At 75.0% G+C, this 25,356-nt stretch carries 23 protein-coding genes, 1 pseudogene and 1 riboswitch; of the genes and pseudogenes, 19 read left to right on the top strand and 5 right to left on the bottom strand.

Annotated features, from left to right (window positions below):
• Positions 1-3 precede the first annotated feature (3 nt).
• The 4 genes and pseudogenes from AC07D6_RS19655 to AC07D6_RS19640 form a co-directional block, all read left to right on the top strand.
• Positions 4-990 carry a carbohydrate kinase family protein gene (locus AC07D6_RS19655; protein WP_479045982.1) on the top strand — a complete coding sequence of 329 codons (987 nt, stop codon included), beginning with the start codon at positions 4-6 and terminating at the stop codon, positions 988-990.
• Positions 987-1,913: a methylenetetrahydrofolate reductase [NAD(P)H] gene (gene metF / locus AC07D6_RS19650; RefSeq protein ID WP_479045980.1), complete on the top strand. Its 927-nt coding sequence runs from the start codon at positions 987-989 to the stop codon at positions 1,911-1,913. The genes AC07D6_RS19655 and metF overlap by 4 nt, the downstream gene beginning before the upstream one ends.
• Positions 1,914-1,923: 10 nt before the next feature.
• A complete protein-coding gene (locus tag AC07D6_RS19645; RefSeq protein ID WP_479045978.1) occupies positions 1,924-2,595 on the top strand; it encodes an HNH endonuclease family protein in 672 nt (223 codons plus the stop codon).
• Between the two features lie 51 nt (positions 2,596-2,646).
• Positions 2,647-2,760, top strand: a pseudogene (locus tag AC07D6_RS19640) (N-acetyltransferase); the annotation flags it as partial.
• A gap of 84 nt (positions 2,761-2,844) precedes the next feature.
• Here the strand turns inward: AC07D6_RS19640 and AC07D6_RS19635 are convergent.
• On the bottom strand, positions 2,845-3,684 hold the full coding sequence (locus AC07D6_RS19635; protein WP_315881064.1) for a DUF4190 domain-containing protein: 840 nt from the start codon (positions 3,682-3,684) through the stop codon (positions 2,845-2,847).
• A gap of 222 nt (positions 3,685-3,906) precedes the next feature.
• Between AC07D6_RS19635 and AC07D6_RS19630 the strand changes: the two genes are divergently transcribed.
• The 3 genes from AC07D6_RS19630 to AC07D6_RS19620 all read left to right on the top strand — a co-directional run bounded on the left by AC07D6_RS19630 (position 3,907) and on the right by AC07D6_RS19620 (position 8,269).
• Entirely contained in the window at positions 3,907-5,976 is a 2,070-nt protein-coding gene (locus tag AC07D6_RS19630; RefSeq protein ID WP_479046203.1) for an N-6 DNA methylase, read from the top strand.
• 107 nt (positions 5,977-6,083) lie between these two features.
• Entirely contained in the window at positions 6,084-6,701 is a 618-nt protein-coding gene (locus AC07D6_RS19625; RefSeq protein ID WP_479045975.1) for a hypothetical protein, read from the top strand.
• Entirely contained in the window at positions 6,698-8,269 is a 1,572-nt protein-coding gene (locus AC07D6_RS19620; RefSeq protein WP_479045973.1) for a protein kinase domain-containing protein, read from the top strand. The genes AC07D6_RS19625 and AC07D6_RS19620 overlap by 4 nt, the downstream gene beginning before the upstream one ends.
• A gap of 21 nt (positions 8,270-8,290) precedes the next feature.
• Here the strand turns inward: AC07D6_RS19620 and AC07D6_RS19615 are convergent, their stop codons facing one another.
• The gene (locus AC07D6_RS19615) at positions 8,291-9,160 is read right to left on the bottom strand and encodes a class I SAM-dependent methyltransferase (RefSeq protein WP_479045970.1); all 870 of its coding nucleotides are present in this window, start codon (positions 9,158-9,160) and stop codon (positions 8,291-8,293) included.
• Positions 9,161-9,170: 10 nt separating this feature from the next.
• Positions 9,171-11,612, bottom strand: a complete 2,442-nt coding sequence (locus AC07D6_RS19610; RefSeq protein ID WP_479046201.1) for a YfhO family protein — start codon at positions 11,610-11,612, stop codon at positions 9,171-9,173.
• A 114-nt stretch (positions 11,613-11,726) separates the two neighbouring features.
• Here AC07D6_RS19610 and AC07D6_RS19605 point away from each other — a divergent pair, with 114 nt between their 5' ends.
• From AC07D6_RS19605 to AC07D6_RS19550, 12 genes are all read left to right on the top strand, one after another.
• Positions 11,727-12,689, top strand: coding sequence for a glycosyltransferase family 2 protein (locus AC07D6_RS19605; RefSeq protein WP_479045967.1), 963 nt, complete (start codon positions 11,727-11,729; stop codon positions 12,687-12,689).
• Complete coding sequence (locus tag AC07D6_RS19600; protein WP_479045964.1) at positions 12,686-13,105, top strand: GtrA family protein; 420 nt, start codon at positions 12,686-12,688, stop codon at positions 13,103-13,105. Before AC07D6_RS19605 ends, AC07D6_RS19600 begins: the two co-directional genes overlap by 4 nt.
• An 82-nt stretch (positions 13,106-13,187) precedes the next feature.
• A complete protein-coding gene (locus tag AC07D6_RS19595; RefSeq protein ID WP_479045962.1) occupies positions 13,188-13,838 on the top strand; it encodes a SurA N-terminal domain-containing protein in 651 nt (216 codons plus the stop codon).
• A gap of 23 nt (positions 13,839-13,861) precedes the next feature.
• Complete coding sequence (locus AC07D6_RS19590) at positions 13,862-14,845, top strand: nucleoside triphosphate pyrophosphohydrolase (protein WP_479045960.1); 984 nt, start codon at positions 13,862-13,864, stop codon at positions 14,843-14,845.
• Between the two features lie 60 nt (positions 14,846-14,905).
• Positions 14,906-17,119: a tetratricopeptide repeat protein gene (locus tag AC07D6_RS19585; RefSeq protein ID WP_479045958.1), complete on the top strand. Its 2,214-nt coding sequence runs from the start codon at positions 14,906-14,908 to the stop codon at positions 17,117-17,119.
• The gene (locus AC07D6_RS19580; RefSeq protein ID WP_479045955.1) at positions 17,116-18,408 is read left to right on the top strand and encodes a cytochrome P450 family protein; all 1,293 of its coding nucleotides are present in this window, start codon (positions 17,116-17,118) and stop codon (positions 18,406-18,408) included. The genes AC07D6_RS19585 and AC07D6_RS19580 overlap by 4 nt, the downstream gene beginning before the upstream one ends.
• Positions 18,409-18,521: 113 nt before the next feature.
• Entirely contained in the window at positions 18,522-19,544 is a 1,023-nt protein-coding gene (locus AC07D6_RS19575) for a transglycosylase family protein (RefSeq protein WP_479045952.1), read from the top strand.
• A 260-nt stretch (positions 19,545-19,804) separates the two neighbouring features.
• A riboswitch (cyclic di-AMP (ydaO/yuaA leader) is annotated at positions 19,805-19,974 on the top strand.
• Positions 19,975-19,977: 3 nt separating this feature from the next.
• Positions 19,978-20,685, top strand: coding sequence for a transglycosylase family protein (locus AC07D6_RS19570; protein ID WP_479045951.1), 708 nt, complete (start codon positions 19,978-19,980; stop codon positions 20,683-20,685).
• Between the two features lie 326 nt (positions 20,686-21,011).
• Complete coding sequence (gene eno / locus AC07D6_RS19565) at positions 21,012-22,301, top strand: phosphopyruvate hydratase (protein WP_449343284.1); 1,290 nt, start codon at positions 21,012-21,014, stop codon at positions 22,299-22,301.
• Positions 22,302-22,401: 100 nt separating this feature from the next.
• Positions 22,402-22,875 (top strand): FtsB family cell division protein, encoded by a 474-nt coding sequence (locus AC07D6_RS19560; protein ID WP_315881049.1) that lies wholly within the window; start codon positions 22,402-22,404, stop codon positions 22,873-22,875.
• A 60-nt stretch (positions 22,876-22,935) separates the two neighbouring features.
• A complete protein-coding gene (locus AC07D6_RS19555) occupies positions 22,936-23,544 on the top strand; it encodes a DUF501 domain-containing protein (protein WP_479045948.1) in 609 nt (202 codons plus the stop codon).
• Entirely contained in the window at positions 23,541-24,455 is a 915-nt protein-coding gene (locus tag AC07D6_RS19550; RefSeq protein WP_315881047.1) for a Ppx/GppA phosphatase family protein, read from the top strand. The genes AC07D6_RS19555 and AC07D6_RS19550 overlap by 4 nt, the downstream gene beginning before the upstream one ends.
• Positions 24,456-24,663: 208 nt before the next feature.
• Here AC07D6_RS19550 and AC07D6_RS19545 read toward each other — a convergent pair whose 3' ends face one another.
• Both AC07D6_RS19545 and AC07D6_RS19540 read right to left on the bottom strand, forming a co-directional pair.
• Positions 24,664-24,933, bottom strand: coding sequence for a type II toxin-antitoxin system RelE family toxin (locus AC07D6_RS19545; protein ID WP_479045945.1), 270 nt, complete (start codon positions 24,931-24,933; stop codon positions 24,664-24,666).
• On the bottom strand, positions 24,930-25,202 hold the full coding sequence (locus AC07D6_RS19540; RefSeq protein WP_479045942.1) for a type II toxin-antitoxin system Phd/YefM family antitoxin: 273 nt from the start codon (positions 25,200-25,202) through the stop codon (positions 24,930-24,932). Before AC07D6_RS19540 ends, AC07D6_RS19545 begins: the two co-directional genes overlap by 4 nt.
• Positions 25,203-25,356 lie beyond the last annotated feature (154 nt).

Below are 25,356 nucleotides of genomic sequence, written 5' to 3'. Positions count from 1 at the left end.
GTCGTGCGCATCGCCGTGACCGGTTCGATCGCCACCGACCACCTGATGGTCTATCCCGGCCGCTTCACCGAGCAGTTGATCCCCGGACAGCTCGACCGGGTCTCCCTGTCGTTCCTCGCCGACGACCTGGAGGTCCGCCGCGGCGGCGTGGCCGCCAACATCTCCGTCGGCCTGGGGCGCCTGGGCGTCGGGCCGGTCCTCGTCGGCGCCGCCGGCGTGGACTTCCCCGAGTACGACGCCTGGCTGCGCTCCCACGGCGTCGACACCGCCTCCGTGCACATCAGCGAGAGCCGCCACACCGCGCGCTTCGTGTGCACCACGGACGCCGACCAGAACCAGATCGCCACGTTCTACCCCGGTGCCATGACCGAGGCGCGGGACATCGTGCTGGGCCGCACCGCGCGCCGCGTCGGCGGCCTCGACCTGGTGGTCGTCGCGCCCAACGACCCGACGGCGATGGTGCGGCACACCGTCGAGTGCCGCAGTTGGCGCGTGCCCTTCGCCGCCGACCCCTCCCAGCAGCTCGCCCGCCTCGACGGGGAGCAGGCCCGGCGCCTGGTGGACGGCGCGCGCCTGCTGTTCACCAACGACTACGAGGCCGCCCTGCTGCGGGAGCGCACCGGCTGGAGCGAGCGGGAGATCCTGGAGCGGGTCGGCACCTGGATCACCACGCGCGGCGCGGAGGGCGTGACCATGGCCACCGCGGACGGCACCCGCGTGGACGTGCCGGCCGTCCCCACGGACCGGGCCGTCGACCCGACCGGCGTCGGCGACGCGTTCCGGGCCGGCTACCTCGCCGGCCTGGCCTGGGGCTGGTCGCCGGAGCACGGGGCCCAACTGGGCTGCGCCCTGGCGACGCTGGTGCTGGAGTCCGTCGGCACGCAGGAGTACAAGATCGTGCCGGTGGAGCTGGCCGACCGGATGAACGAGGTCTACGGCCGCGCGGCGGTCGCCCCGGACCTGGACGCGCGGCTGGCGGACGCGTCATGAGCACCCGGCTCCGGCCCTCGCTGCGGGAGGTCCTGGCGAGCGGCACGCCGTCCTTCTCCTTCGAGTTCTTCCCGCCCCGCACCGACGACGGCACCCGCGCCCTGTGGGACGCGGTCCGCCGGATCGAGCCGCTGTCGCCGACCTTCGTCTCGGTCACGTACGGCGCCGGCGGCTCCTCCCGGGACCGGACGGTCGCCGTGACGGAGCGGATCGCCGCCGAGACGACGCTGCGGCCCGTCGCCCACCTCACCGCCGTCGCCCACTCGGTGGCCGGCCTGCGGGGCGTCATCGGGCAGTACGCGGACGCCGGCATCCGGGACGTGCTCGCGCTGCGCGGCGACCCGCCGGGCGATCCGCGCGGCCCGTGGGTGCCGCACCCGGCGGGGCTCACGTACGCCTGGCAACTGGTCGAACTGCTCAGGTCGCTGGGCGACTTCACCATCGGCGTCGCGGCGTTCCCGGAGGGGCACCCGCGCTCCGCGTCGGTGCGGGAGGACATCCGGCACTTCGTCGACAAGTGCCGGGCCGGCGCCGACTACGCCATCACCCAGATGTTCTTCGACGTCGAGGACTACCTGCGGTTCCGCGACCGGGTCGCCGCCGCGGGCTGCGACACCCCGATCATCCCGGAGATCATGCCCGCGACCGACGTGCGGCAGATCCGCCGCTTCGCCGAACTCAGCGACGCGGCCTTCCCGGAGGACCTCGCCCACCGCCTGGAGGCCGCCCGGCACGACCGGGAGGCGAGCCACCGCATCGGCGTCGACCACGCCACGGCGATGGCCTGCCGCCTCCTGGCGGAGGGCGCGCCGGGGCTGCACTACATCACCCTGAACCGGTCGACGGCCGCGCTCGACATCCACCGCAACGTCATGGCCGCGGGCTGGACGCAGGAGCCCTCCCGCGCGGGGGCGGCCCTCTAGGATCTCGACCATGCCGATCGCCGCCCGCGCCGCCCGCCGTCCCGTCGCCGCCGCGCTCGCGGCCGTCGTCCTCGCCCTGTCCGGGTGCGGGGCGGACGGGGAGGGGAGGGAGGGCGCGGACGGGACCGCGCTCGCCGCCGTCGACACGCTCACCGTCAAGGGCCGGGCGCCCCGGACCGGGTACGAGCGGGAGGAGTTCGGGCGGCCCTGGGCCGACACGGACGGCAACGGCTGCGGCACCCGCGAGGACGTCCTCGTGCGGGACGCCACCGACGTGCGCCACAAGGACGGCGACCGGTGCAAGGTGGCGCGGGGCGTCATCGAGCGGGACCCGTACACGGGGCGGCGGATCGAGTTCCGGCGGGGCGACGGCAAGGTCGACGTGGACCACGTGGTGGCCCTGTCCGACGCCTGGCAGAAGGGCGCCCGCCAGTGGGACGCGGCCAAGCGCCTGCGCTTCGCCAACGACCCGCTGAACCTGCTCGCCGTCGACTCGTCCGCCAACCGCCGCAAGGGCGACGGCGACGCGGCGACCTGGCTGCCGCCGTCGCGGGAGTTCCGCTGCCGGTACGTGGCCCGGCAAGTCGCGGTGAAGAAGAAGTACGGGGTGTGGGTCACCGCCGCCGAGCGGGACGCGATGAAGCGGGTCCTGAACGGCTGCCCCGGCGAGCCGCTGCCCTGACCCGCCCCGCCTCGCCCCGCCGGGAGACCCGTGGCGGGGCGGGAGGCCGCCTTCGACACGGACGGGCCGGTGGAGGTGCCGTTCGCGCTGACGCCGGTCCGCTGCGAGGCGTCCCACGGGTACGCCGTGTACGTCGAGCCGAACGCGTGGGTGCGCCACCGGGTGTGGACCCGGCGGCGCACGCCCGGCGGGCGGCGGCGTGCGGGGGACCGCACGCCGCACGCCGTGCCCCCGGTGCGGGGCGTCCGCTCAGAACTTCAGCTCCCACTGCTGGGCCTCGTGCTCGAAGCCCGGGGTGACCTCGACGGTCAGGGTCTTCGCGTCGGCGGGCACGTCGAAGGCGTACGTGCCGGTGGCCTTCTTGCCGGGCGCGACCGTGCCGGTGACGCCGTCCAGGCCGTCGTCGTAGACCTGCTCGGCGGTCACGCCGTCCTTGCCGGCGCGGGCCTCCAGGAGGACCATGTCGGCGTCGAACTTCTCCTTGCTGCCGTTCTCGACGACGACGGTGACCTTGTACGCCTTGTTGCCCGCGGTGTGGCCGGAGGAGATGTCGCTCGGCGTGAAGGACTTCGCCGCCGAGACGGTGATCTTCAGGTCGTCGTCGTAGATGATCGTCTCGTCGGCGGACAGCACCTCGGGCACCTTGTCGCCTTCCGCGCCGCCGTCCGTGCCGCCGGCGTCGCCCGCGGCGCCCGTGCCCTTGTCCCCGCCGGCCGTGTCCTTCGGGGCGGTGTTGCTCAGCTCCTTGTTGATCTCGTCGACGGCGGTGTCCACGGCCTTGTACGTGAGGTACGCGCCGACCACGGAGAGGATCAGCGCCACCAGGCCGAGGATCGCGCCGGCCGTCGTGACGCCCTTGTTGGTGGCCTCGCCGCGCTTGGCGCGGCCCCGGCCGACCAGGCCGAGGATCAGGGCCAGCAGACCGAGGATCCCCGCGAGCCAGAAGAACAGCGGGATGAACCCGGAGACCGTGCCGATGATGCCGAGCACCAGCGCGGCCGTGCCCAGCCCGTTGCGCGCCGGAGCGGCCGGGACGGGCGGAGCGGGGTGCGGCGCGCCGTACTGGGGCTGCTGCGTGGGGTGGGACATGGATGCCCTCCGGGCGAAGTCATGGGACGGGGACGGAGCTTGACGCAGCCCCGTGAAGCGATGCGTCAATCACACCAGAGCTTGTGAACCCAGTCAACAAGCGTTCTTTACTCGTTACCTGCTCACGCTGTGAAACAGTGTCATCGTGTACTCGCCGTAGGATGCGGGCACATCGCGGACGGAGGGAGCGGCCACGTGCCGGAGAACACGAACGCACCAGAGGTGACCGCCGCCGAGATCGCCAGGCTCGCCGGGGTCGGCCGGGCCGCCGTCAGCAACTGGCGCCGCCGCCACGCCGACTTCCCCAAGCCGGTCGGGGGCACCGAGACCAGCCCGTCCTTCGCGCTGGCCGACGTCGAGCGCTGGCTGCGCGCCCAGGGCAAACTCGCCGAAGTGCCCCTGCGGGAGAGGGTCTGGCAGCAGGTCGCCGGCCACCCCGGGGGCGCCGCCACCGCCCTCGTCCACGCGGGCTGCGCCCTCCTCCTCGTCCACGAACGGCCCGCCCTGTGGCCCGCCGGGACCCGGGTGCCCGACGAGCACCTCGCCGAGCTGCTGCCCACCGTCCTCGACGGCGCTCTCACCGCCCGGCTGGGCCCCCTCCGTCCCGTCCCCACCCCCACCGCCGAGGCGCTCGCCCCGTCCGTGCCGCTGCTGCGCGCCGCCGTCGAACTCGCCGCCGGGAGCGGCGGCGCCCCGGCCGCCTTCGAGTTCCTGCTGGGCCGTCACCTCGACGCCCACCCCCGCCAGTTCACCCTCACCCCGCCCGGCCCGGCCGCCCTCATGGCCGCCCTCGCCGCCCCGCCCGGTCGCGCCGAGCGCCCCACGGTCCTCGACCCCGCCTGCGGTACGGGCGCCCTGCTCCGCGCCGTCGAGGCCCCCGCCGCCCTGTACGCCCAGGAGGCCGACCCCGACCTGGCCGCCCTCGGCGCGCTCCACCTCGCCCTGCACACCGGCGCCGAGGTCCACGCCCGCGCGGGCGACGCGCTGCGCGCCGACGCCCACCCGCACCTCGCTGCCGACGCGGTCCTCTGCCACCCGCCGTTCAACGAGCGCAACTGGGGCCACGAGGAGCTCGCCTACGACCCCCGCTGGGAGTACGGCCTGCCCGCCCGCACGGAGTCCGAGCTCGCCTGGGTGCAGCACGCCCTCGCCCGGCTCCGCCCCGGCGGCACGGCCGTGCTGCTCATGCCGCCCGCCGCCGCGTCCCGCCGCTCCGGCCGCCGCATCCGCGCCGACCTGCTGCGCCGCGGCGCCCTCCGCGCGATCGTCGCCCTCCCGGCCGGCGCCGCGCCCCCGTACGGCGTCCCGCTCCACCTGTGGGTGCTGCGCAGACCCGGCGCCACCGCCCCGTCGCCCGAGCTGCTGCTCGTCGACGCGTCCGCGCACGGCGCGACCGGCCGCGACCGGCTCGACTGGCAGGCCGTCCACACCGCCGTGCTCGACGCCTGGACGCCGTTCGAGCGGCACGGCACCGCCCCCGAGCACCCCGGCACCAGCCGCTCCCTGCCCGTCATCGACCTCCTCGACGACGACGTGGACCTCGCGCCCGCCCGCCACCTGCCGCCCCCCGCGGCGAGCGGCGGCGCGGCCGAGCTGGCGACCGTGGCCGACCGGCTCGCCGCCCAGTTGCGCCGCACCGCCGAGTTGGCCCCGCCGCCCGGCGGCATCACCCGCGCCGAACCGGCGCCCGCCCCCGCCGGCCCGGCCCGCCCGCCCGGCGTCACCGTCGGCGAACTCGCCCGCACCGGCGCCCTCCGCCTCCACGCCGGCGGCGCCGGCACCGCCCCCGGCCACGGCCCGCCCGCCGCCCGCCCCCGCGTCCTGACCGAACAGGACGTCCTCACCGGCCGGGAACCCGGCGGCACCCTCCCCGAAGGCCCCCCGGACGGCGAGGAACCCGTCCTGCTGCGCACCGGCGACGTCGTCGTCCCCGTCCTCGGCGGAGGCCCCGTCGCACGCGTCGTCGACGAGGCCACCGCGGGCGCCGCCCTCGGGCGCAACCTCCACCTCCTGCGCCCCGACCCGGCCGCCCTCGACCCCTGGTTCCTCGCCGGGTTCCTGCGCGGCACCGCCAACCAGCGCCAGGCCAGCAGCTACGCCTCCACCGCCACCCGCCTCGACGTGCGCCGCCTCCAGCTGCCCCGGCTGCCGCTCGCCGAGCAGCGCCGGTACGGCGAACGGTTCCGCGCGCTCGCCGAGTTCGAGCAGGCCCTGCGCCAGGTGGGCCGCCTCGGGGAGCGGCTGGTGCGCGGCATGTACGACGGGCTGACGGACGGCACGCTGGAGGCGTGAGCAACCGCACGGCCGATCCGCACAACCCTGCGGCCGTTGTCCGTGTCGCTGTATACGCTCATCCCCGTATCGGACGTCTTCCCCCCACCCGGCCTCCTGGAGGAGCCATGTACGGCCCCGGCCCCGTGCCACCGCAGCGTCGTACGCCGACCCACGTCGTCGTGCTCCGCGTCCTGTTCGCCGTGCTGCCGCTGCTGAGCCTGGGCTTCCTCACGGGGGCGGCGCCCCTGCGCCTCGCGGTGGTGACGCGACGGCCCCGCGACTGGTGGCTGTTCGGCCTCTCCGTGGTCCTCACGGTCACGTGCCTGGTCTTCATCCCGGAGGACACGGACAGCATGCGGGCCAACCTCTCGGTGGGCGGCCTCCTGCTGAACGCCGCGCTGTTCACCGGGTACTTCCTGTACGCCGACATCCGCCACCACGACCCGCGCGCCACCCGCCCGGCCACCGCGCCGTACGCGACGACGTTCCCCCTCGGCCCGGCGCCCGGCCACGGGTACCCGCCGCCGCAGACCCCGTACACGGGGACGCCCCCCGCGGCGATGCCCCCCTACGGCGGGGGGCAGCCGCAGGTCCGGCCGCACGCCGTGCCGGGGCCCGCGGCCCCGCCCCGGCCCCCGGCCGCCCCGCGGGCCGGTGCGCCCGCGGCGCCCCGCATCGACCAGGTCCGCGCCGAGCTGGACGAACTCAGCGACCTCCTCCGGAAGGAAGACGGCGGCCGGTGAACGGACGGGTCATCACCGGTCGGTACGAGCTGGCCACGGTCATCGGCCAGGGCGGCATGGGCCAGGTCTGGACGGCGTACGACCGGCGGCTCGACCGGCGCGTCGCCGTCAAGCTGCTGCGCCCCGACCACATGGCCGCCGCCGCCGACGCGGAGGACATGCGCCGCCGCTTCGTCCGCGAGTGCCGGGTCACCGCCCAGGTCGCCCACCCCGGCCTGGTCACCGTGCACGACGCGGGCAGCGACGGCGACGACCTGTACCTCGTCATGCAGTACGTCGAGGGCGCCGACCTCTCCGACCACCTCGCCGAGCACGAGCCGTACCCGTGGCAGTGGGCCGTCGCCGTCGCCGCCCAACTGTGCGCGGTGCTGGCCGCCGTCCACGCCGTGCCGATCGTCCACCGCGACCTGAAGCCGCGCAACGTGATGGTGAAGCCCGACGGCACGGTCACCGTCCTCGACCTGGGGGTCGCCTCCGTCCTCGACACCGACACGACGCGCCTCACGCACACCGGCTCGCCCATCGGCAGCCCCGCCTACATGGCGCCCGAACAGGCCATGGGCGGCGCCGTCGGCCCGTACACCGACCTGTACGCCCTCGGCGTCGTCCTCCACGAACTGCTCAGCGGGAACGTGCCCTTCGCCGGCTCCACCGCCCTCGGCGTCCTCCACCGCCACCTCTACGAGACCCCGCAGCCCATCAGGCACCTCCGCCCCGACACCCCCGAGGCGCTGGAGGCCCTGGTGCTGCGGCTCCTCGCCAAGGACCCCGGGCACCGGCCCTCCGGCGCGCAGGAGGTGTACGAGGCGCTCGCCCCGCTCCTCCCGGCGCGCGGCACGGGGCCGACCGGGCCCATGGACCCCACCCGGCCCTTCACGCGCCCCCTCGCGCCCTGGCCCGAGCGGGCCTCCGCGCCCGCCGCGGCCGTCCACGTCCCGCCGCCCCCGACCGCCCCGCCGTCCGGCGCCGCGGCCACCGGCGCGCCCGTCGCCGGGCGGCCCGGCGTGGCCGCCGCCGTCGACGAGGTGAAGCGGCTCCTCGGGGAGGGCCGCATCACCCAGGCCGTCGACCTCCTCGGCGCGATCCTCCCGGCCGCCGCTGCCGAGCACGGCGAGCACTCCCACGTCGTCCGCGTCCTGCGCAAGCAGTACGCGACGACCCTCATGGACGACGGCCAGTACCGGCGCGCCCTGCCCGAGCTGCGCCGCCTCGCCGCCGACCGGGCCGCCGAGGCGGGACCGGCCGACCCGCAGACCCTCCAGTACCGCCACGACGCGGCGCTCTGCCTGGAACAGCTCGGCGAGGCGGCGGAGGCGCTCGCCGAGTACCGGGCGATCCTGCCGTACTACGAGAGCGCCCGGCAGCAGCCCGGCGCCGACCCGAGCCGGGCGTTCGGCATCCGGCACCGGATCGGGCACCTGCTGCTCACGACGGGCGACCACTCCGGGGCGTACCAGCAGCTCCAGAACCTGCTGTACGACACGGAGCGCACGTACGGCCCGTACCACCCGCTGGCGGGCGAGCTGCGCCGGGCGCTCACCCACCAGCAGCAGGTGCGCGGTCGCTGACCCGGCGCCCCGACCGGGCGGTCAGGCGGTCGCGCGGTGGTACGCGGAGTCCGCGACCTCGCCCAGGGACCGCAGGCCCGGGCCCGGCCCCGGGACGGGGGTCGGGGCCACCACCACCGCACCCGGCGCCGCCAGGGCGTGGACGCCGTCGTGGGGGACGTCCAGGAGGACCACCCCGTACCGCCGGTCCGCGACCAGCTCGCGGACCCGGGGCTCGTCCAGCCGGCCGCGCACCAGCCGCGCCCCGTCCGGCCGCCCGCCGCCCAGCGCGAGGTCGTCCCGCACGGCCTCCTCCCGGGTGGGCGCGCCGTCCAGCGGGCCGACGAGCGTCAGCCGCGCCTCCACCCCCTGCCGCCGCAGCATCCGGCACAGCGCCGCCGCGAACAGCCCGTGCCGGGCACCGGACTCCAGCACCTCCACCACGCCCCCGCCCGCGCCCCCGGTGCCGTCCGCGCCCCCGCCCGCGGCACCCCCGGCACCGTCCGCGGCGGCACCCGCCGCGAGGAGGGGGACCGCCGCCAGCCGCCCGCACACGTCGGCCACCGTCCCCCCGATCCCGCCGGCCCCCAGCGCCTCCAGCGCCACGAGGTGCCGGTACGCCACGGTGACCTCCCCGCGCACCCGCTCGTCCGCCGCGCCGGTCACCGCGCGGACCTCGCCGACGAGCCGGTCCACCTGCGTGGGCGTCGGCACCCGGTGCGTGCCGCGGCCGGCGTGGTCGAGGAGCAGCCCGAGCCCGTAGCTCTGCCGGCGCAGGTCGGCCACCTCGTGGTGCAGGGCGTCCAGGTCCTTCTGGAGGGCGCGCGCGTGGTGCTCCACGCGCTGCTCGACCAGGGAGAGGGCGGGCCGCAGCAGCCGCCGCGTCAGCGGATTTCTCAGAAGGGAGGGCATGCGGGGCAAGCTACGCCGCACCGGCCGGTTCCCGGGAGACGGCACGGTGGTGCACGGGTGAAGTCTCGGTGGCGTGCGGGCGACGCGCGCGCCGGAGGCGCACCACCACCCCCACCAGCACCAGCACCAGCAGCGCCGCCGCCCCGACCACCGTCCCGGCCCGCAGCCCCGGCGGGCGGAACGCGCAGCTCACCGGCGACCCGTCCGGGACGTCCACGGCGACCAGGCCCAGGTACTCCCCGGCCGGCCGCCCCCCGCACCGCCACCCGGCGATCCGGGGCGCCGCCAGGACCGCCACCCCGTGCGCGCCCGGCGGGAGCACGGCGCGCACCCCGCCGCCGTCCACCCGCACGTCCACCGCCGCGGTCGTCCGCAGCCGGGCCACCGCCTCGCTCAGCCGCCCCCGGTCGAGGCAGCCGACGGAGCCCTCGGGCACGGCGCCCCGCCCCCGCCACTGCACGCGCACGCCGGCCGCGCGCTGCGTGCCGAGCGGGGCCATGGCGGCCCGCCGCTTGGGCAGCCCGCCGCGCAGCTCGACCGGCCGGCCCGTACCGCCCAGGCGCGCCGTGCCGGTGAAGTCGGGCGCCCAGACGAAGACGTCGCTGCCGACCGGGCACGCGCCGTCCGCGGGGAGGTCGTAGACGCGTGACCCGAGCAGCAGCTCCTGATTGCGGAACGCGGAAGGCCCGTACCGGAGTTCCCGCCCGTCGGAACCGGCCCCCGGCCGTACCGTCACCAGCGGCAGCCGCTCCCCGTTCCGCACCAGCACCCCGTCCCGCCAGCGCGCGCCCACCGCGAACAGGGCGTCCGTCACCGGGTTGTCGAGGCTCTGCAGGCTGCGGCCGTGCGACGTCCAGCCGCCGCCCAGCGCGGCCAGGGTCCGCGTCCACACCTGTGGCGTGTGACTGCTGTAGTACGCGGCGCCCTGCCCGCCCACCAACAGCGGGTCGTTGCCGGTGAGCTGGGGCCGCCCCGGGTCGGTCCGGTAGGCGGGCCAGCCGTCGACGGCGCGCATGGCCGCCGCCCGCGCGTCGTGCGCGCCGCCCCACGCCGGGTAGTGGTCGAGCCGCGCGGGCCGCTCCCGGTCGGCGTACGCCGTGGTGGCCGCGGCCGGCACGACGACGGCGCCCGCCAGCAGCGCGCCCCCCACGGCCCGCACCACCCGCCGCCCCCGCACCGACGGTCCCACAGGTCCCGCACGCCCCAGGAGGACGACCGCCCCCGCGGCGGCGGCCACCCCGCCCGCGAACAGCGCGTACGCCGCGCCCGTCACCAGCGCGCTGCCCGCCGCCGCCACCGCCACGGCGGCCAGCACGCCCACCCCGCCCAGCAGCGCCCGCCACCCCGGCCAGCCCGCGGCCACCGCCGTCCACGCGGCCATCACCACGACCCCCGCCAGGACGAACGTCTGCCGGTACGGGCTGCCGTTCGGCGTGGCGAAGACGTGCCACACCAGATGGGTCGGCTCCCACTGCGCGGACAGCAGCACCCCCGCCACCAACCCGCTCCACACCAGCCGCTCCCGCCGGGCCACCCCCCGGTGGAACGGCAGTGCGGCGGCCGGCAGCAGCGCCCCCGCCCCCAGGAACAGCGCCGGCGTGAAGAAGCTGTACGTCGCCGGCAGCACCCGCGCCGCCACGTCCGCCCACGGGGCCGCGTCGAAGTGCCGCGTCCACCCCGGGTAGGCGTGCTGCGACCCCAGGAACACCGGGACCAGCACGGGCGCGGCGATCCCGATCCCCAGCCCCACCGTCGCCACCGCCCGCCCCAGCACCCGGGGACGCGCCCCGCCCCGCGCGAGCAGCACCAGCGCCGCGCCGAGCGTCGCCATGTACGCGGTGTAGAAGTTGGCCGCCCAGCACACGGCGACCACCACGGGCCCCAGCACCGGCCGTCGCCCCTCCCGCACCCACGCGGCGACCAGGCACAGCAGCGGGAAGGCGATCAGCCCGTCCAGCCACATCGGGTTGTACGCGGCCTCCACCACCGCCCAGCCGCACAGCGCGTACGCGGCGCCCAGCACGGCCGCCCCCCACCGGCTGCCCCGCCGCTGCCGCAGCAGCGCCAGCGCCATGGCGCCGGCCGCCGCGCCGAGCTTCAGCACCGTCACCACGTACACGGCCAGGTCGATCCGGTCCCGCGGGAACACCCCGACGAGCAGGGCGAACGGGCTGGTCAGATAGGTTCCCAGGTCGGGCAGCAGACTGGTCCCGTACCCCGACCGCCAGTTCAGCGGCCCGCCCTCGACCCGCCCGTGCAGCAGGTCCCACAGGTGGGCGTGGAACGGCACGAACTGGTTGCCGAGGTCGTTGACGGCGCGCGTGCGCGGCCCGAAGGGGAAGGTCCGGGCGGCGGCGTCGCCGGCGCAGACGGCGAGTACGGCGAGCAGCGCGGCCGCGCCGCAGGCGCGCGGAGCGGACGGAGGGGTACGGGACTCGGCCACGCCCCGAATATGACACCGGGAAAGCGGGAATTCCCGGGCGGCGAAAGCGAGTTCATCCAATCGCCGCCTGCCCGCCACGGAAGGGGTCCGCACCCGACACGCGCGGCCGTTTCCGTGGTCGCCGTGCTGATCTCGATAGTGGTGCCCTGCTTCGACGAAGAGGAGATCATCGCCCGGTTCCACGCGCACGTGACGGAGGAACTGGGCCGCCTCGCGGCGGACTTCGAACTCGTCTACGTGGACGACGGGAGCCGCGACCGCACGCTGGAACTCCTCCAGGAGCGGGCCGCCGCCGACCCCCGCGTCCGGTACGTCTCCTTCAGCCGGAACTTCGGCAAGGAGGCCGCCATGCTCGCCGGGCTCCGCCACGCCGCCGGTGACGCGGTGGTCCTCATGGACGCCGACCTCCAGCACCCGCCGCGGCTCGTCGGCCGCATGCTGGACCTGCACGCCGACGGCTACGACCAGGTCGTCGCCCGCCGCACCCGCGACGGCGACCGCGTCACGCGCACCCTGCTCGCCCGCGCCTACTACCGGGTGGTCAACCGGCTCGTCGACGTGGAGCTGCTCGACGGCGTCGGGGACTTCCGGCTGCTGTCCCGCCGGGCCGTCGACGCGGTGCTGGAACTCACCGAGTACAACCGCTTTTCGAAAGGGATCTTCGCCTGGATCGGATTCCCCACCACGACGTTCGAGTACCAGAACGAGACGCGCGAACAGGGCCGCTCGAAATGGACGTTCCGCAAACTCCTCAACTACGGGCTCGACGGTCTGCTCTCCTTCAACGACAAACCGCTCCGCGCCGCCTTCTACCTGGGTTTCCTCCTGCTCTCCACGGCCTTTCTCTACGCGGCGTGGATCGTCGGCGACGCCCTCCTCAACGGCGTCGACACCCCCGGGTACGTCACCCTCCTGGTCGCCGTCACCGCGCTCGCCGGTGTCCAGATGGTGATGCTCGGCCTGATCGGGGAGTATGTGGGACGTATCTACTACGAGGTGAAGCGGCGCCCGCACTTCCTGGTGAAGGCGGCGAACACGGGCGTGCCGAGCACCGAGCCGTCCCCGGGGGAGTTCAGCCGAAGATGACCGGCGTCAGCGGCCAGATCGTCAGGTTCGCCCTGGTGGGGGTGGTGAACACCGGCACGTACTACGGCTGCTACCTGCTGTTCCTGGCGTGCGGCCTGCCGTACGTGGCCGCGCACGTCGTCGCGTTCCTGCTGTCGATGACCGGCTCGTTCTTCCTCAACAGCCACTTCACCTACCGCACCCGCCCCACCTGGCGGAAGTTCCTGCTGTTCCCCCTCACCAACGCCGCGAACTTCGTGATCACCACCGCCGGCGTCTGGCTGCTGGTCGGCGTGGCGGGCCTGTCCAGCCGGTACGCGCCGCTGCTCGCCGCGGCGGCGGCCGTCCCCGTCACGTTCGTCGTCTCCCGGACGATCATGCTGCGGCCCGAGAACCCGGAGGACCGTGACTCGTTGGCAGAAGTGGCTCCGAAGTAGTGGCCCGGGCCACATCCACTGCTTACCATCGATCACCGCAAGGTCGTTGACTCTGACGTACGACCCACGCCGGGAGGCCCCTTTGCACCGCCGCCGTCGCACCGCGCTCTCCGTGTCCGCCGCCCTCCTCGTCGCGGCCCCCCTCCTCACCGCCTGCGGCAGCGACGCCCACCCGGGCGCGGCGGCCGTCGTGGGCGGGGACCGCATCGAGACGGCCGCGCTCCAGGCGCAGGTCCGGGACGTCCGCTCGGCGCAGGAGGCCTCGCTCCAGGCCGACCAGCTGATCCGCGCCACGGGCGACCTGAGCCGCGAGAAGCTCAACGGGATGATCTTCGACCGGCTGGTGGAGAAGGTCGCCGCCGACGCCGGGATCACGGTCAGCCGCAAGGAGGTCCAGCAGACCCGGCGCGACGCCGCCCGCCAGTACGGCGGGGACGGGCAGCTCGCCGCGATGCTGCTCCAGCAGCAGGGCACCGCGCCCGGCGAGATCGACGGGGTCGTCCGGCGCAACATCCTCATGAACAAGATCGCCGAGAAGCACGGCGTGACGGGCTCCCCCGAGGGCCAGAAGAAGCTCACCGACCTGTTCGGCGCCGCCTCCGAGGAGCTCGGCATCGACGTGAACCCCCGGTACGGCACCTGGGACCACGAGAAGATCCAGCTCGGCCGCTACCAGGCCCCCTGGCTCCGCCAGGTCACCCAGGACCCGGGGGCGGCCCCGACGGGGGCGTAGGGCCGGGGCGGTAGGTTCGAAGGGTGAACGCTCAAGCCGCAGACACCCCCGGCACCGGCCGCCTCGTCCTCCTCACCACCAGCCACCGGGTGGCCCCCGGCGTGCTGTCCTGGCCGGCGTGGCAGACCCTGCACGCCGCCGACGCGGTGCTGTGTCCCGACCCGGACCACCCGCAGCTCCCGTACCTCCGCGAGGCGGGGGTCGCCGTCGAGACCGCGGAGCCCACGGTGCGGGAGCTCGTCGACGCGTGCGCCGGGGACCGCACGGTCGTCGTCCTCGCCACCGGCGAGGGCGACCGGGACCTCACCGACGGCCTGGCCCGCCTGGCCGGCTCCGGCCGCGTCGCCATGCCCGACCTGGAGCTGCTCCCCGGTTCGTACGACCTGCCGGGCGCCCGCCTCCTCGACCTCGTCGAGGTGATGGACCGCATCCGCCGCGAGTGCCCCTGGTCGTCCCGCCAGACCCACCGGGGCCTCGCCAAGTACGCCATCGAGGAGGCGTACGAGCTGGTCGAGGCGATCGAGGACGGCGACCGCGAGGAGCTGCGCGAGGAGCTGGGCGACGTCCTCCTCCAGGTCGTCTTCCACGCCCGGATCGCCGAGGAGGCCGAGGAGGAGCCGTTCTCCCTCGACGACGTGGCGGGCGGCCTGGTCGAGAAGCTCGTCCACCGCCACCCGCACGTCTTCGGCGAGGAGACTGCCGAGACGCCCGAGCAGGTCAAGGAGCACTGGCTGCGCACCAAGGCCGTCGAGAAGCGGCGCGCCTCCGTCACGGACGGCGTCCCCCTGGGGCAGCCGGGCCTCGCCCTGGCGGCGAAGCTCGCGAGCCGGGTCCGCAACGCCGGCCTGGACGTCGAGCCGCCGTCCGGGGAGGGCGTCGGCTACGCGCTGCTGGAGCTGGCGGCCCGCGCGGAGGCGGACGGCGTGGACCCGGAGGCCGCGCTGCGGGCGGCGGCCCGCGCGTACCGCGACGCGATCCGCGCGGCGGAGGGCCACCCGGCCGGGTGACGGCCCGGCTGGGTAACGTGGCCCTCCGGCCCGTCAGGGCTTGCGAGTTGGGGAGGACCGGTGGGCGGGGACCAGACGCGGGACGTGACCGTCACCACCGTGCTCCGCGCGGTCCGGTCGGAGAGGCATGGGGAGCTGATCGAGCGGCTGAAGGCGTTCGACAGGCCGGCCGCCCGCGGCTTCGGCCAGCTGGTGGCCAACGACCGGGCCGCCCGCGCACGGGTGGACGGCGGCCCCCACGTGGTCCGCGCCGAGGCCGAGCACTGGCTGCGCTGGGCGGCCACCCGCGACCCGCGGACCCTGGCCGAGCTGTGCTCCTTCGCGAGGGAGGTCACCGCGTCGGAACGCACCCGCGACCTCCGTCGCGACGTGCACCGCCCCGCCGACGAGGCACCCCCGGCCGGGGACGCCCCCGCCGTCCCCACCCGGAACACCGTCTCCGGCGGCACCGCCGCCCACCTCGTCCAGGCGGGGTACATCGGCAGCGTCCAGTACGGCGCGGAAGCACCCGACGACCCGGCCCTCTGGTGGGAAGCGGCGACGGCCGATCCGCTCGCCCTCGGCACCCGGCACGAGGGGCCGTACGTCCCCCGGGACCGCGACGCGGACCTGGCCGAGGCGGGGGAGTGCGGCTTCCTGGTGATCACGGGGGAGCGGCTGTCCGGGAAGACGACGACCGCGTGGGCGCACCTGCGCCGGTTCGCCCCCGGCACCGAGGTGTGCGTCCCGCTGCCCGGCACGGACCTGCGGACGCTGCCCGGGTGGATCCGCGCCCGGGACAACGACTGCGTGCTGTGGCTGGACGACCTGGAGCGCTACCTGGACGCCGACCGGGGCCTCGACGCCGCGCTGCTGTCCCGCTTCATGGCGATGGGCGTGCCGGTCGTCGCCACGATGTCCGACGCCGCCTACGACGAGTACCGCTTCGGCTCCCTGACGTCCGCGCGCCTCCTCGGCCGCGCCCGGACCGTCGAACTGGACCTCGAATGGAGCGCCGCCGAGCTGGCCCGTCTGAAGGGCGCGCGGGACGCGCACCTCCGAGGTGCGTACACCTGGCGCGGCGACCGGAGCGTGACCGAGTACCTGGCGGTCGGGCCCGAGCTGTGGGAGGAGTGGCGGCGGGCCGGGCGCCCCGCCGGGAACCGGTCCGGCCACCAGGTGGTCCGCGCCGCCCTCGACCTGGCCCGCTGCGGACTCACCGGGCCGCTGCCGCGCGACTTGGTCCGGGCCGTGTACGAGACGTACGCCCCCAAGCACGCCGAGGCGTTCGACGCGGCCCTCGCCTGGGCGACCCGGCCGCGCCTCGGCGTGACGGGCCTGCTCGTGGAGGCGCCGGGCACGGCGGAGCTGGCCGCGTACGGCTCCTTGATCGGGAAGGCCCTGGTGACCAAGGGGCTGCCGCGCGTCCCGTACGAGGTGTGGGACCTGGCCCTCGCCCACGACCGGCAGGCCGTCTCCGTACGGGCCCTGCAGCACTTCCGGGCGTGGGCGAGGGCGGACGACCGGGAGGCGATGTACCGCCTGGCACAGCTCCTCCACGACGAGGACTGGCTGCGCGGGGCCGCCGACGCCGGGCACCCGGGCGCGATGGCCGAGCTGGGCCGGGTGCTGGCCGACCGGGGCGAGGCCCGCGCGGCGGAGCCCTACCTGGAACGGGCCGCCGAGGCGGGTGACGTCGGAGCGGCGACCCTCCTGGGAACGCTGCTGCGGGACCGGGCGATGGGGTGGCTCCGCAAGGGCGCGGACGGGGGAGACCCGGAAGCGGCGCACCACCTGGGCGATCTGCTGTTCGGCCTGGGCGACGACCAGGGCGCCCTCAAGTACTACGTGGACGCGTTCGAGGCCGAGTACGCGGAGGTCGCGGGCAGCCTCGGCGCGTACCACCTGTACCGGGGCGAGTCGCTGCTCGCGGAGATCTTCTTCCGCCGCGCGGTCGACGCCGGTGACACCCGCAGGGAGGGGCACCTGGCGCGGCACGATCCGGTCACGCCGGAGGGAACGGAGGAGTACCTGCGGGAGTTCTCCTGGCACCCCATGGACGCGACCCACCTGGGTGCCTTCCTGGAGAGCAGCGGCGACCGGGACCAGGCCCGCACCTGGTACGAGAAGGGCTTCGAGCTCGGCGACCCCTACGGCGCCTTCCTCCTCGCCCGCCTCCTGGAGAAGGACGGCCGCCTGGACGAGGCCGCCGCCTGGATGCGCAAGGCCGCCGACGCCGGGTACCCGGGTGCCGCGGAGGACCCCGGCGGCGGGGCGGATACCGTCGGGGGGTGAACGCCGCCCACGACCCCGCCGCGCCCCCCGAACTCTTCACCTGGGAGTTCGCCACCGACCCGTACCCGGCGTACGCCTGGCTGCGGGAGCACGCGCCCGTGCACCGGACCCGGCTGCCCAGCGGCGTCGAGGCGTGGCTGGTCACCCGGTACGCCGACGCCCGGCAGGCCCTCGCCGACCAGCGGCTCAGCAAGGACCCCGCGCACCACGGCGGGCCCGCGCACGCCAAGGGCAAGACGGGCATCCCGGGGGAGCGCAAGGCCGAGCTGATGACGCACCTGCTCAACATCGACCCGCCGGACCACACGAGGCTGCGCCGGCTCGTGTCGAAGGCGTTCACCCCGCGCCGGGTCGCGGAGTTCGCCCCCCGTGTGCAGGAGCTGACGGACCGCCTGATCGACGGCTTCGCCGCGCGGGGAGAGGCCGACCTCATCCACGAGTTCGCCTTCCCCCTCCCCATCTACGCCATCTGCGACATGCTCGGTGTGCCCGCCGAGGACCAGGACGACTTCCGGGACTGGGCCGGGCAGATGATCCGGCACGGCGGCCGGACGGCGTCCTCGTCCGAGGGGGGCGGGCGGCGGGAGAGCCCGCGCGGCGGTGTCGCGCGGGCCGTGAAGCGGATGCGGGCGTACCTCGTCGACCTGATCGAGCGGAAGCGGGAGGACCTCGGCGACGACCTGATCTCCGGCCTCATCCGCGCCTCCGACCACGGCGAGCACCTCACCGGGAACGAGGCCGCCGCGATGGCCTTCATCCTCCTGTTCGCGGGTTTCGAGACGACCGTCAACCTCATCGGCAACGGCACGTACGCCCTGCTCCGCAACCCCGGCGAGCGCGCCCGCCTCCAGCGGTCCCTCGCCGCGGGCGAGACGGGGCTGCTCGCCACGGCCGTGGAGGAACTGCTGCGCTACGACGGGCCGGTCGAGCTGGCGACCTGGCGTTACGCGACGCAGCCGCTCGTCCTCGGCGGGCAGCGGATCGAGCCCGGCGAACCCGTCCTCGTCGTCCTCGCCGCGGCCGACCGGGACCCGGAGCGGTTCGACGCCCCGGACACCCTGGACCTCGGGCGGACCGACAACCAGCACCTCGGGTACGGGCACGGCATCCACTACTGCCTGGGCGCGCCGCTCGCCCGGCTGGAGGGGCAGGCCGCGCTGGCCACGCTGCTGACGCGCCTGCCCGACCTGCGCCTCGCCGTCGACCCGGACGAACTGCGGTGGCGCGGCGGGCTCATCATGCGCGGGCTGCGGACCCTCCCGGTGGAGTTCACCCCCGAAAGGGCCTGACGGACCATCAGCTCTGTGATGTTCGCGTAATCTCCCCTGCATCGACTTGTGACTGGCGTTCGAATGCCGCTACGTTCACCGTCACCTCAGCAGTCACGCGAAAGGTCCAACGCATGCGCTCCGGGAACGGACGACACCGTCGACCCCGTCAGGCTCCCGCCCTCGTCGTCGCCGCGGGGGTGACCGGATCGGCGATCGCCCTGCCGCTGCTCGGCGCGGGCACCGCGTCCGCCGCCGACGCCGCCACCTGGGACCGGGTCGCCGAGTGCGAGACCGGCGGCATGTGGAGCGCCGACCTCGGCAACGGCTACTACGGCGGCCTCCAGTTCTCGCAGGAGACCTGGCAGGCGTACGGGGGCACGGCGTACGCGCCGCGCGCCGACCTCGCCAGCCGCTCCCAGCAGATCGCCGTCGCGGAGAAGGTCTTCGCCGCGCGGGGCTCCGCCGCGTGGGAGACCTGTGCGCCCATCGCGGGCCTGGCCGGTGCGGGCGACCCCGCCCCGGCGGAGACCGGCCCGGGTGCCACGCCGGAGCCGTCCGCGAGCACCGGTGCGGACGCCGGGGCGTCGAAGGAGCCCGCCGCGCGGGACGGGAAGGCCGCCACCGAGGGCGCCACGACCCCCTCCGGCACGGCCGAGGGCGGCGGGAAGGCCACCGCCCCCGCCGTCCCGGACGCGACGGTCACGCCGACCGCGCCCTCCGACGACCCCGCGGACCCCGCCGCCTCCGGCGACGCGCCCGCGGCCGACGGCGGCACGGGCGGCTCCGCCTCCGGCACGGGCAGGCACCGCGGCGAGCCGGCCAAGGAGGAGGCCACGACCGCTCCGACCGTTCCGGGCGCCACCGATGACTCCGGCGAGTCCGGCGAATCCGCTGAATCCGGCAATGCGGTCAGTGGGCGTGAAACCGGTAGACACACCTCGCGGGGTGACGGAACGGCACGTACTGCGGAGGGCCTCGCCGCGGACGGCACGTACACCGTCCAGCCCGGCGACAACCTGTGGGCCATCGCGGACACCCACGAGCTGGCCGGCGGCTGGCCGGCGCTCTACGACGCGAACCGCGAGACCGTGGGTACCGACCCCGATCTCATCCTCCCTGGCCAGAGCCTCGATCTGGGCGTGAATGAGGGGTAGTTACGGGCCGAATGTCCGTTTCTCGGAAGTGAGACAAGAGTCTCTTTGCCCCAACTCGCGCCCCTGCGCCGCCCGATCCGCCCGTCTCCGCCCCTACCTGCGCAAACACCCGCAAGAGGTGGGCGCGTAGGGGTGGATTGACCCGGATGTCCCCCTTTGAACTTGGGGCGGGTCTGTGCTTACCGTCGATACCGCTCGCCACCGCGGGCCCCGTCCGACCGGTAACGCCGAATCCTGCCGCCGGACGACGGGAACAGTCGACGCTTCCAGCGCCGTAGGCAGGAGCGGGGGACCCAAGGTAAGTGCCGGGCCCGGCCGTTGAGAGACGACCGGAACCGGCTCGGGGTGAAGCCGCGCGCCCAGCGCGCGGCCGGGCACTCACCAGGCCCGAACCCGACAGCTCACCTCGTAGGCGTCGGTGAGGAGATCCGCCATGCTGAATTCCGATTCCGGCAAGGGAAAGCACCGTCGCCCGTCCAAGGCCGTCCGTCTCGTCGCGTTCGCCGGCATCACCGGCGTGGCCGTCGCCGCCCCGCTGATGGGCGCCACGTCCGCCAGCGCCGCGACCGCCTCCGAGTGGGACCGCGTCGCGCAGTGCGAGTCCGGCGGCAACTGGTCCATCAACACCGGCAACGGCTACTACGGCGGCCTGCAGTTCTCGGCCTCCACGTGGGCCGCGTACGGCGGCACGCAGTACGCCTCCACCGCCGACCGGGCCAGCAAGGCCCAGCAGATAGAGATCGCCGAGAAGGTCCTCGCGGGCCAGGGCAAGGGCGCCTGGCCGGTCTGCGGCGTCGGCCTGTCCAGCGCGCCGTACGGTGGCGGCGCCGCCGCCGAGCGCACCGCCGAGGAGCCCACCACGCGCAGCGAGCAGCGCACCGCGCCCAAGCCGGCCCAGCCCGAGGCGGCGGCCCCCAAGGCGGCGGCCCCCAAGGCCAAGGCCGAGACCGTCACCACCCCGACCGGCGAGAAGGTCGAGAAGGGCGACGGCGAGTACGAGGTCAAGGCCGGCGACACGCTCAGCTCCATCGCCACGGCCGAGGGCGTCAAGGGCGGCTGGAAGAAGCTGTTCGACCTGAACGAGGACATCGTCGACGACGCCGACCTCATCTACCCGGGCCAGCAGCTCCACCTGAGCTGACCCGGAGGCGGTCCGGCCGGACCCACCCGGCCGGCCGCTCCCCCCCCCGAGCCGGCCCCGGCTCGTCGCGCATCCCCCGTACGCGGCGAGCCGGGGCCTCCCCCGTTTCGGGGCAAACCGGTCCAGGACGGATGAGAACGGGGGCGCTCAAGGTGGTTACCGTCCAGTAGGAATGGCGGCTGTTCACCCCGCAATCCACCGCTTCGTGCCCTTTTTCGTCCCAGCGGGCGGGCGGTCGCGGGCCCCGGCCCTCCGGGGCGGTTAGGCTCTTGCCGCAAGGCCAAAGATCCTGCACTCCATGCGTCACATCCCAGAAGGAGATGCTCGTGCCGTCCATCGACGTCGTCGTAGCCCGGGAAATCCTGGACTCCCGAGGCAACCCCACGGTCGAGGTCGAGGTCGGCCTCGACGACGGCAGCACCGGCCGTGCTGCCGTCCCGTCCGGTGCCTCCACCGGTGCGTTCGAGGCCCTCGAGCTCCGCGACGGTGACAAGGACCGCTACCTCGGCAAGGGTGTCGAGAAGGCCGTGCTCGCCGTCATCGAGCAGATCGGCCCGGAGCTCGTCGGCTACGACGCCACCGAGCAGCGGCTGATCGACCAGGCGATGTTCGACCTGGACGCCACCCCGGACAAGTCCTCCCTCGGCGCCAACGCCATCCTCGGCGTCTCCCTCGCCGTGGCGCACGCCGCCTCCGAGGCGTCCGACCTGCCGCTCTTCCGCTACCTGGGCGGCCCGAACGCGCACCTGCTGCCGGTGCCGATGATGAACATCCTGAACGGCGGCTCGCACGCCGACTCCAACGTGGACATCCAGGAGTTCATGATCGCCCCGATCGGCGCGGAGTCCTTCTCCGAGGCCCTGCGCTGGGGCACCGAGGTCTACCACACCCTGAAGAAGGTCCTGAAGGACAAGGGCCTGTCCACCGGCCTCGGCGACGAGGGCGGCTTCGCCCCGAACCTGGAGTCCAACCGCGCCGCCCTCGACCTCATCCTGGAGGCGATCAAGCAGGCCGGCTACACCCCGGGCAAGGACATCGCGCTCGCCCTGGACGTCGCCGCGTCCGAGTTCTACAAGGACGGCGCGTACGCCTTCGAGGGCAAGTCCCGCACGGCCGCCGAGATGACCGAGTACTACGAGGAGCTCGTCGCCTCGTACCCGCTCGTCTCCATCGAGGACCCGCTGTTCGAGGACGACTGGGACGGCTGGAAGACCATCACCGAGAAGCTCGGCTCGAAGGTCCAGCTCGTCGGCGACGACCTGTTCGTCACCAACCCGGAGCGCCTGGCCCGCGGCATCGAGGAGGGCGCGGCCAACGCCCTGCTCGTCAAGGTCAACCAGATCGGCTCCCTCACGGAGACCCTGGACGCCGTCGAGCTGGCCCAGCGCAACGGCTTCAAGTGCATGATGTCCCACCGCTCCGGCGAGACCGAGGACGTCACCATCGCCGACCTGGCCGTCGCCACCAACTGCGGCCAGATCAAGACCGGCGCCCCGGCCCGCTCCGAGCGCGTCGCCAAGTACAACCAGCTCCTGCGCATCGAGGAGATCCTCGACGACGCCGCGGTGTACGCCGGCCGCAGCGCGTTCCCGCGGTTCCGCCCCGCGAACGACTGAACGAGCGGGGGCCGGCGCCTCGTCGCCCCCGGTTGCGTACGTCCCCGGCCACGGTCCCGTACCGTGTCCGGGGACGTCGTACGTGAGGAGGGGCGAGCCGATGGGCCAGGACCGGGACCGGTTCTCGACCGCGACGAGGCTGCGGCTGCTCGGCGAGCAGACCGCCGCCCGCGTCTACCGTTCCCAGAGCCGCCGCCAGGCGCGCCGCTCCCGGCTCACCGGCCGGGCCGCCTTCCTCGCCCTCGTCGTCTGCACCATGGTCGTCGCCCTCGCCTACCCGATGCGCCAGTACGTGTCGCAGCGCGGCGAGATCGCCGAGCAGGAGCGGCTGGCCGAGGAGGCCGCCGCCCGCGTCGAACGGCTGCGCGACGAGAAGGCCCGCCTCCAGGACGACGCCTACGTCAAGCGGCTCGCCCGCCAGCACCTCCACTACGTGATGCCCGGCGAGACCGCCTTCACGATGAACGACCCCGGGGCGGCCCGGCGGCACCGCACCGACCAGGGCGGCACCGGCCGGCCCTGGTACTCCAGCGTCTGGGACGGCGTGGACCGCGCCGACCAGCAGAACCGATAGCCGCTGGGCCGCCCCCGGCGGTCCCGCGCCCCACCAGGACCGAGCAGGATCAAGGCAGGCATGGAAACGCCCCCTCCGCAGACCGAACGCACCGAGCCGACCGAGGCCGACGTCGCGGCCTTCAAGGAACAGCTCGGCCGCCCGCCGCGCGGCCTGCGGGCCATCGCGCACCGCTGCCCGTGCGGCGAGCCCGACGTCGTCGAGACCGCGCCCCGGCTCCCCGACGGCACGCCGTTCCCGACGACGTACTACCTCACGTGCCCCCGCGCGAACTCCGCGATCGGCACGCTGGAGGCGAACGGCGTCATGAAGGAGATGACCGAGCGCCTCGGCACCGACCCCGAGCTGGCCGCCGCCTACCGGGCCGCGCACGAGGACTACATCGCCCGCCGCGACGCCATCGAGGTCCTCACCGGCTTCCCCAGCGCCGGCGGCATGCCGGACCGCGTGAAGTGCCTGCACGTCCTGGTCGCCCACTCCCTGGTCGCCGGGCCGGGCGTGAACCCGCTGGGCGACGAGGCGCTGGCGATGCTCCCGGAGTGGTGGGCGAAGGGCCCCTGCGTCACGCCGTGCGTGGCCCCGAAGGAGGAGGACGGCTGGACCGTCGAGGGTGACGCGGACGGCCACTTCGCCTTCAAGCCGATCGACGACGGGGAGGAGGAGAAGTGACCCGGGTGGCGGCCATCGACTGCGGCACGAACTCCATCCGCCTCCTCGTGGCGGACGTCGACCCCGACGCGGGCACCCTCGTCGACCTGGACCGGCGGATGACCATCGTCCGCCTCGGCCAGGGCGTGGACCGCACGGGCCGGCTGGCCCCGGAGGCGCTGGAGCGGACGTTCGCGGCGTGCCGCGAGTACGCCGCCGCCATCGGGGAGCTGGGCGCCGAGAAGGTCCGCTTCGTGGCGACCTCCGCCTCCCGCGACGCCGAGAACCGCGAGGACTTCGTGCGGGGCGTCCTGGACATCCTCGGGGTCGAGCCGGAGGTCATCACCGGCGACCAGGAGGCCGAGTTCTCCTTCACCGGGGCGACCCGCGAACTGGAGGGCACCGACCGGTACCTGGTGGTGGACATCGGCGGCGGCTCCACCGAGTTCGTCGTCGGTTCCGCGCACGTCGAGGCGGCCCGGTCGGTGGACATCGGCTGCGTGCGCCTGACGGAGCGCCACGTCCGCCACGACCCGCCCGGCGAGGACGAGGTGGCCGCGATCCGCGCCGACGTGCGCGCCGCGATCGCCCTGGCCGAGGAGACCGTCCCCGTGCGCGAGGCGCACACCCTCGTCGGCCTCGCCGGCTCCGTCACCACGGTCGCCGCGATCGCGCTGGGCCTGGAGGAGTACGACTCGGCGGCCATCCACCGCTCCCGCATCCCCTACGGGCAGGTCGCCGAGGTCACCGACCGGCTGCTGGCCATGACCCACGAGGAGCGCGCCGCGATCCCCGTCATGCACCCGGGCCGGGTCGACGTCATCGTCTCCGGCGCCCTGGTCCTGCGCGAGATCATGGAGCACATCGACGCCCCCGAGGTCGTGGTGAGTGAACACGACATCCTGGACGGGATCGCCTGGTCCCTGGCCTGACCGGGCCCGCCGCCGGGGGCCCGCCTCCCGGGGCGGGCCCCCGCGCCCTGCCCGACGGCCCCTCTCGCGCCCAGGCCGTCCGCGCTCCCGGGGCCCGTTCGCGCCCCGGCGCGTCCGTCCATGCCCCCGCTCGGTGGCGCCCGCCCGATGCCGTCAGACGGATCCGGACGCGCCTGCCGGCGACGGCGGCGGGGCTCCCGGCGGGGCGTCACATGTTGCGGTAGACGTCCCGACGGTCGCCCACCTTGACGACCAGGACGACGAGTTCACCGTCGTTGACCTGGTAGGCGACCCGGTAGCTCCCGACCCGGAGCCGGTAGAGCCCCGACGGGCCGGTGAGCTTCTTGACGTCCGCGTCCTGGCGGTACGGGTCCTCACCGAGCGCGGTCAGCGCGGTCAGGATGCGCATGGCGTCGGGCCGGCTGATGGCCCGGAGCTGCCGTTGCGCCGCCGTGGTGAACCGGAAGGCGTACTTCACGCCGCCTCGCCGTCCTGCTCGGTGAACAGGTCCGCCAGCAGTTCCGCCATCGTGAGGGTGGGGCCGCCCTCGGCCAGTACGGCTTCCGCTTCACGCGCCAACATCACGTCGGCCGCTTCCTCCAGCGCCTCGAAGTCCGAGATCGGAACCACGGCCGCCACCGGGACGCCGTTGCGCGTGATGACGGTCGGAACGCCCTCCTCGGCCCGGTTGATGTGGTCCGCGAGGTGCGCGCGGGCTTCCCGTACGGTCACGGTGTTCTCATCCATGAGCTCAGTGTACGCAGATCCGTGTACACGGAGTGGTGCGGGAATCGCGCTCGTGCGCGATCCCCGACGGAAACGCCTGGTCCTGGTCCCTGGCCTGACCGGGCCCGCCGCCGGGGGCCCGCCTCCCGGGGCGGGCCCGCGCGCCCTGCCCGGC

Source organism: Streptomyces sp. NPDC045287 (genome assembly GCF_056432325.1).
The sequence above is the reverse complement of the archived record's forward strand: the minus strand, read 5'-3'. Positions and strand labels throughout refer to the sequence as shown.

Excerpts from the sequence above, each read along its gene's own strand:
- metF (WP_479045980.1), top strand. The coding sequence starts at position 987 with ATGAGCACCCGGCTCCGGCCCTCGCTGCGGGAGGTCCTGGCGAGCGGC.
- AC07D6_RS19645 (WP_479045978.1), top strand. The coding sequence starts at position 1,924 with ATGCCGATCGCCGCCCGCGCCGCCCGCCGTCCCGTCGCCGCCGCGCTC.
- AC07D6_RS19635 (WP_315881064.1), bottom strand. The coding sequence starts at position 3,684 with ATGTCCCACCCCACGCAGCAGCCCCAGTACGGCGCGCCGCACCCCGCT.
- AC07D6_RS19625 (WP_479045975.1), top strand. The coding sequence starts at position 6,084 with ATGTACGGCCCCGGCCCCGTGCCACCGCAGCGTCGTACGCCGACCCAC.
- AC07D6_RS19615 (WP_479045970.1), bottom strand. The coding sequence starts at position 9,160 with ATGCCCTCCCTTCTGAGAAATCCGCTGACGCGGCGGCTGCTGCGGCCC.
- AC07D6_RS19600 (WP_479045964.1), top strand. The coding sequence starts at position 12,686 with ATGACCGGCGTCAGCGGCCAGATCGTCAGGTTCGCCCTGGTGGGGGTG.
- AC07D6_RS19575 (WP_479045952.1), top strand. The coding sequence starts at position 18,522 with ATGCGCTCCGGGAACGGACGACACCGTCGACCCCGTCAGGCTCCCGCC.
- AC07D6_RS19570 (WP_479045951.1), top strand. The coding sequence starts at position 19,978 with ATGCTGAATTCCGATTCCGGCAAGGGAAAGCACCGTCGCCCGTCCAAG.
- AC07D6_RS19560 (WP_315881049.1), top strand. The coding sequence starts at position 22,402 with ATGGGCCAGGACCGGGACCGGTTCTCGACCGCGACGAGGCTGCGGCTG.
- AC07D6_RS19555 (WP_479045948.1), top strand. The coding sequence starts at position 22,936 with ATGGAAACGCCCCCTCCGCAGACCGAACGCACCGAGCCGACCGAGGCC.
- AC07D6_RS19540 (WP_479045942.1), bottom strand. The coding sequence starts at position 25,202 with ATGGATGAGAACACCGTGACCGTACGGGAAGCCCGCGCGCACCTCGCG.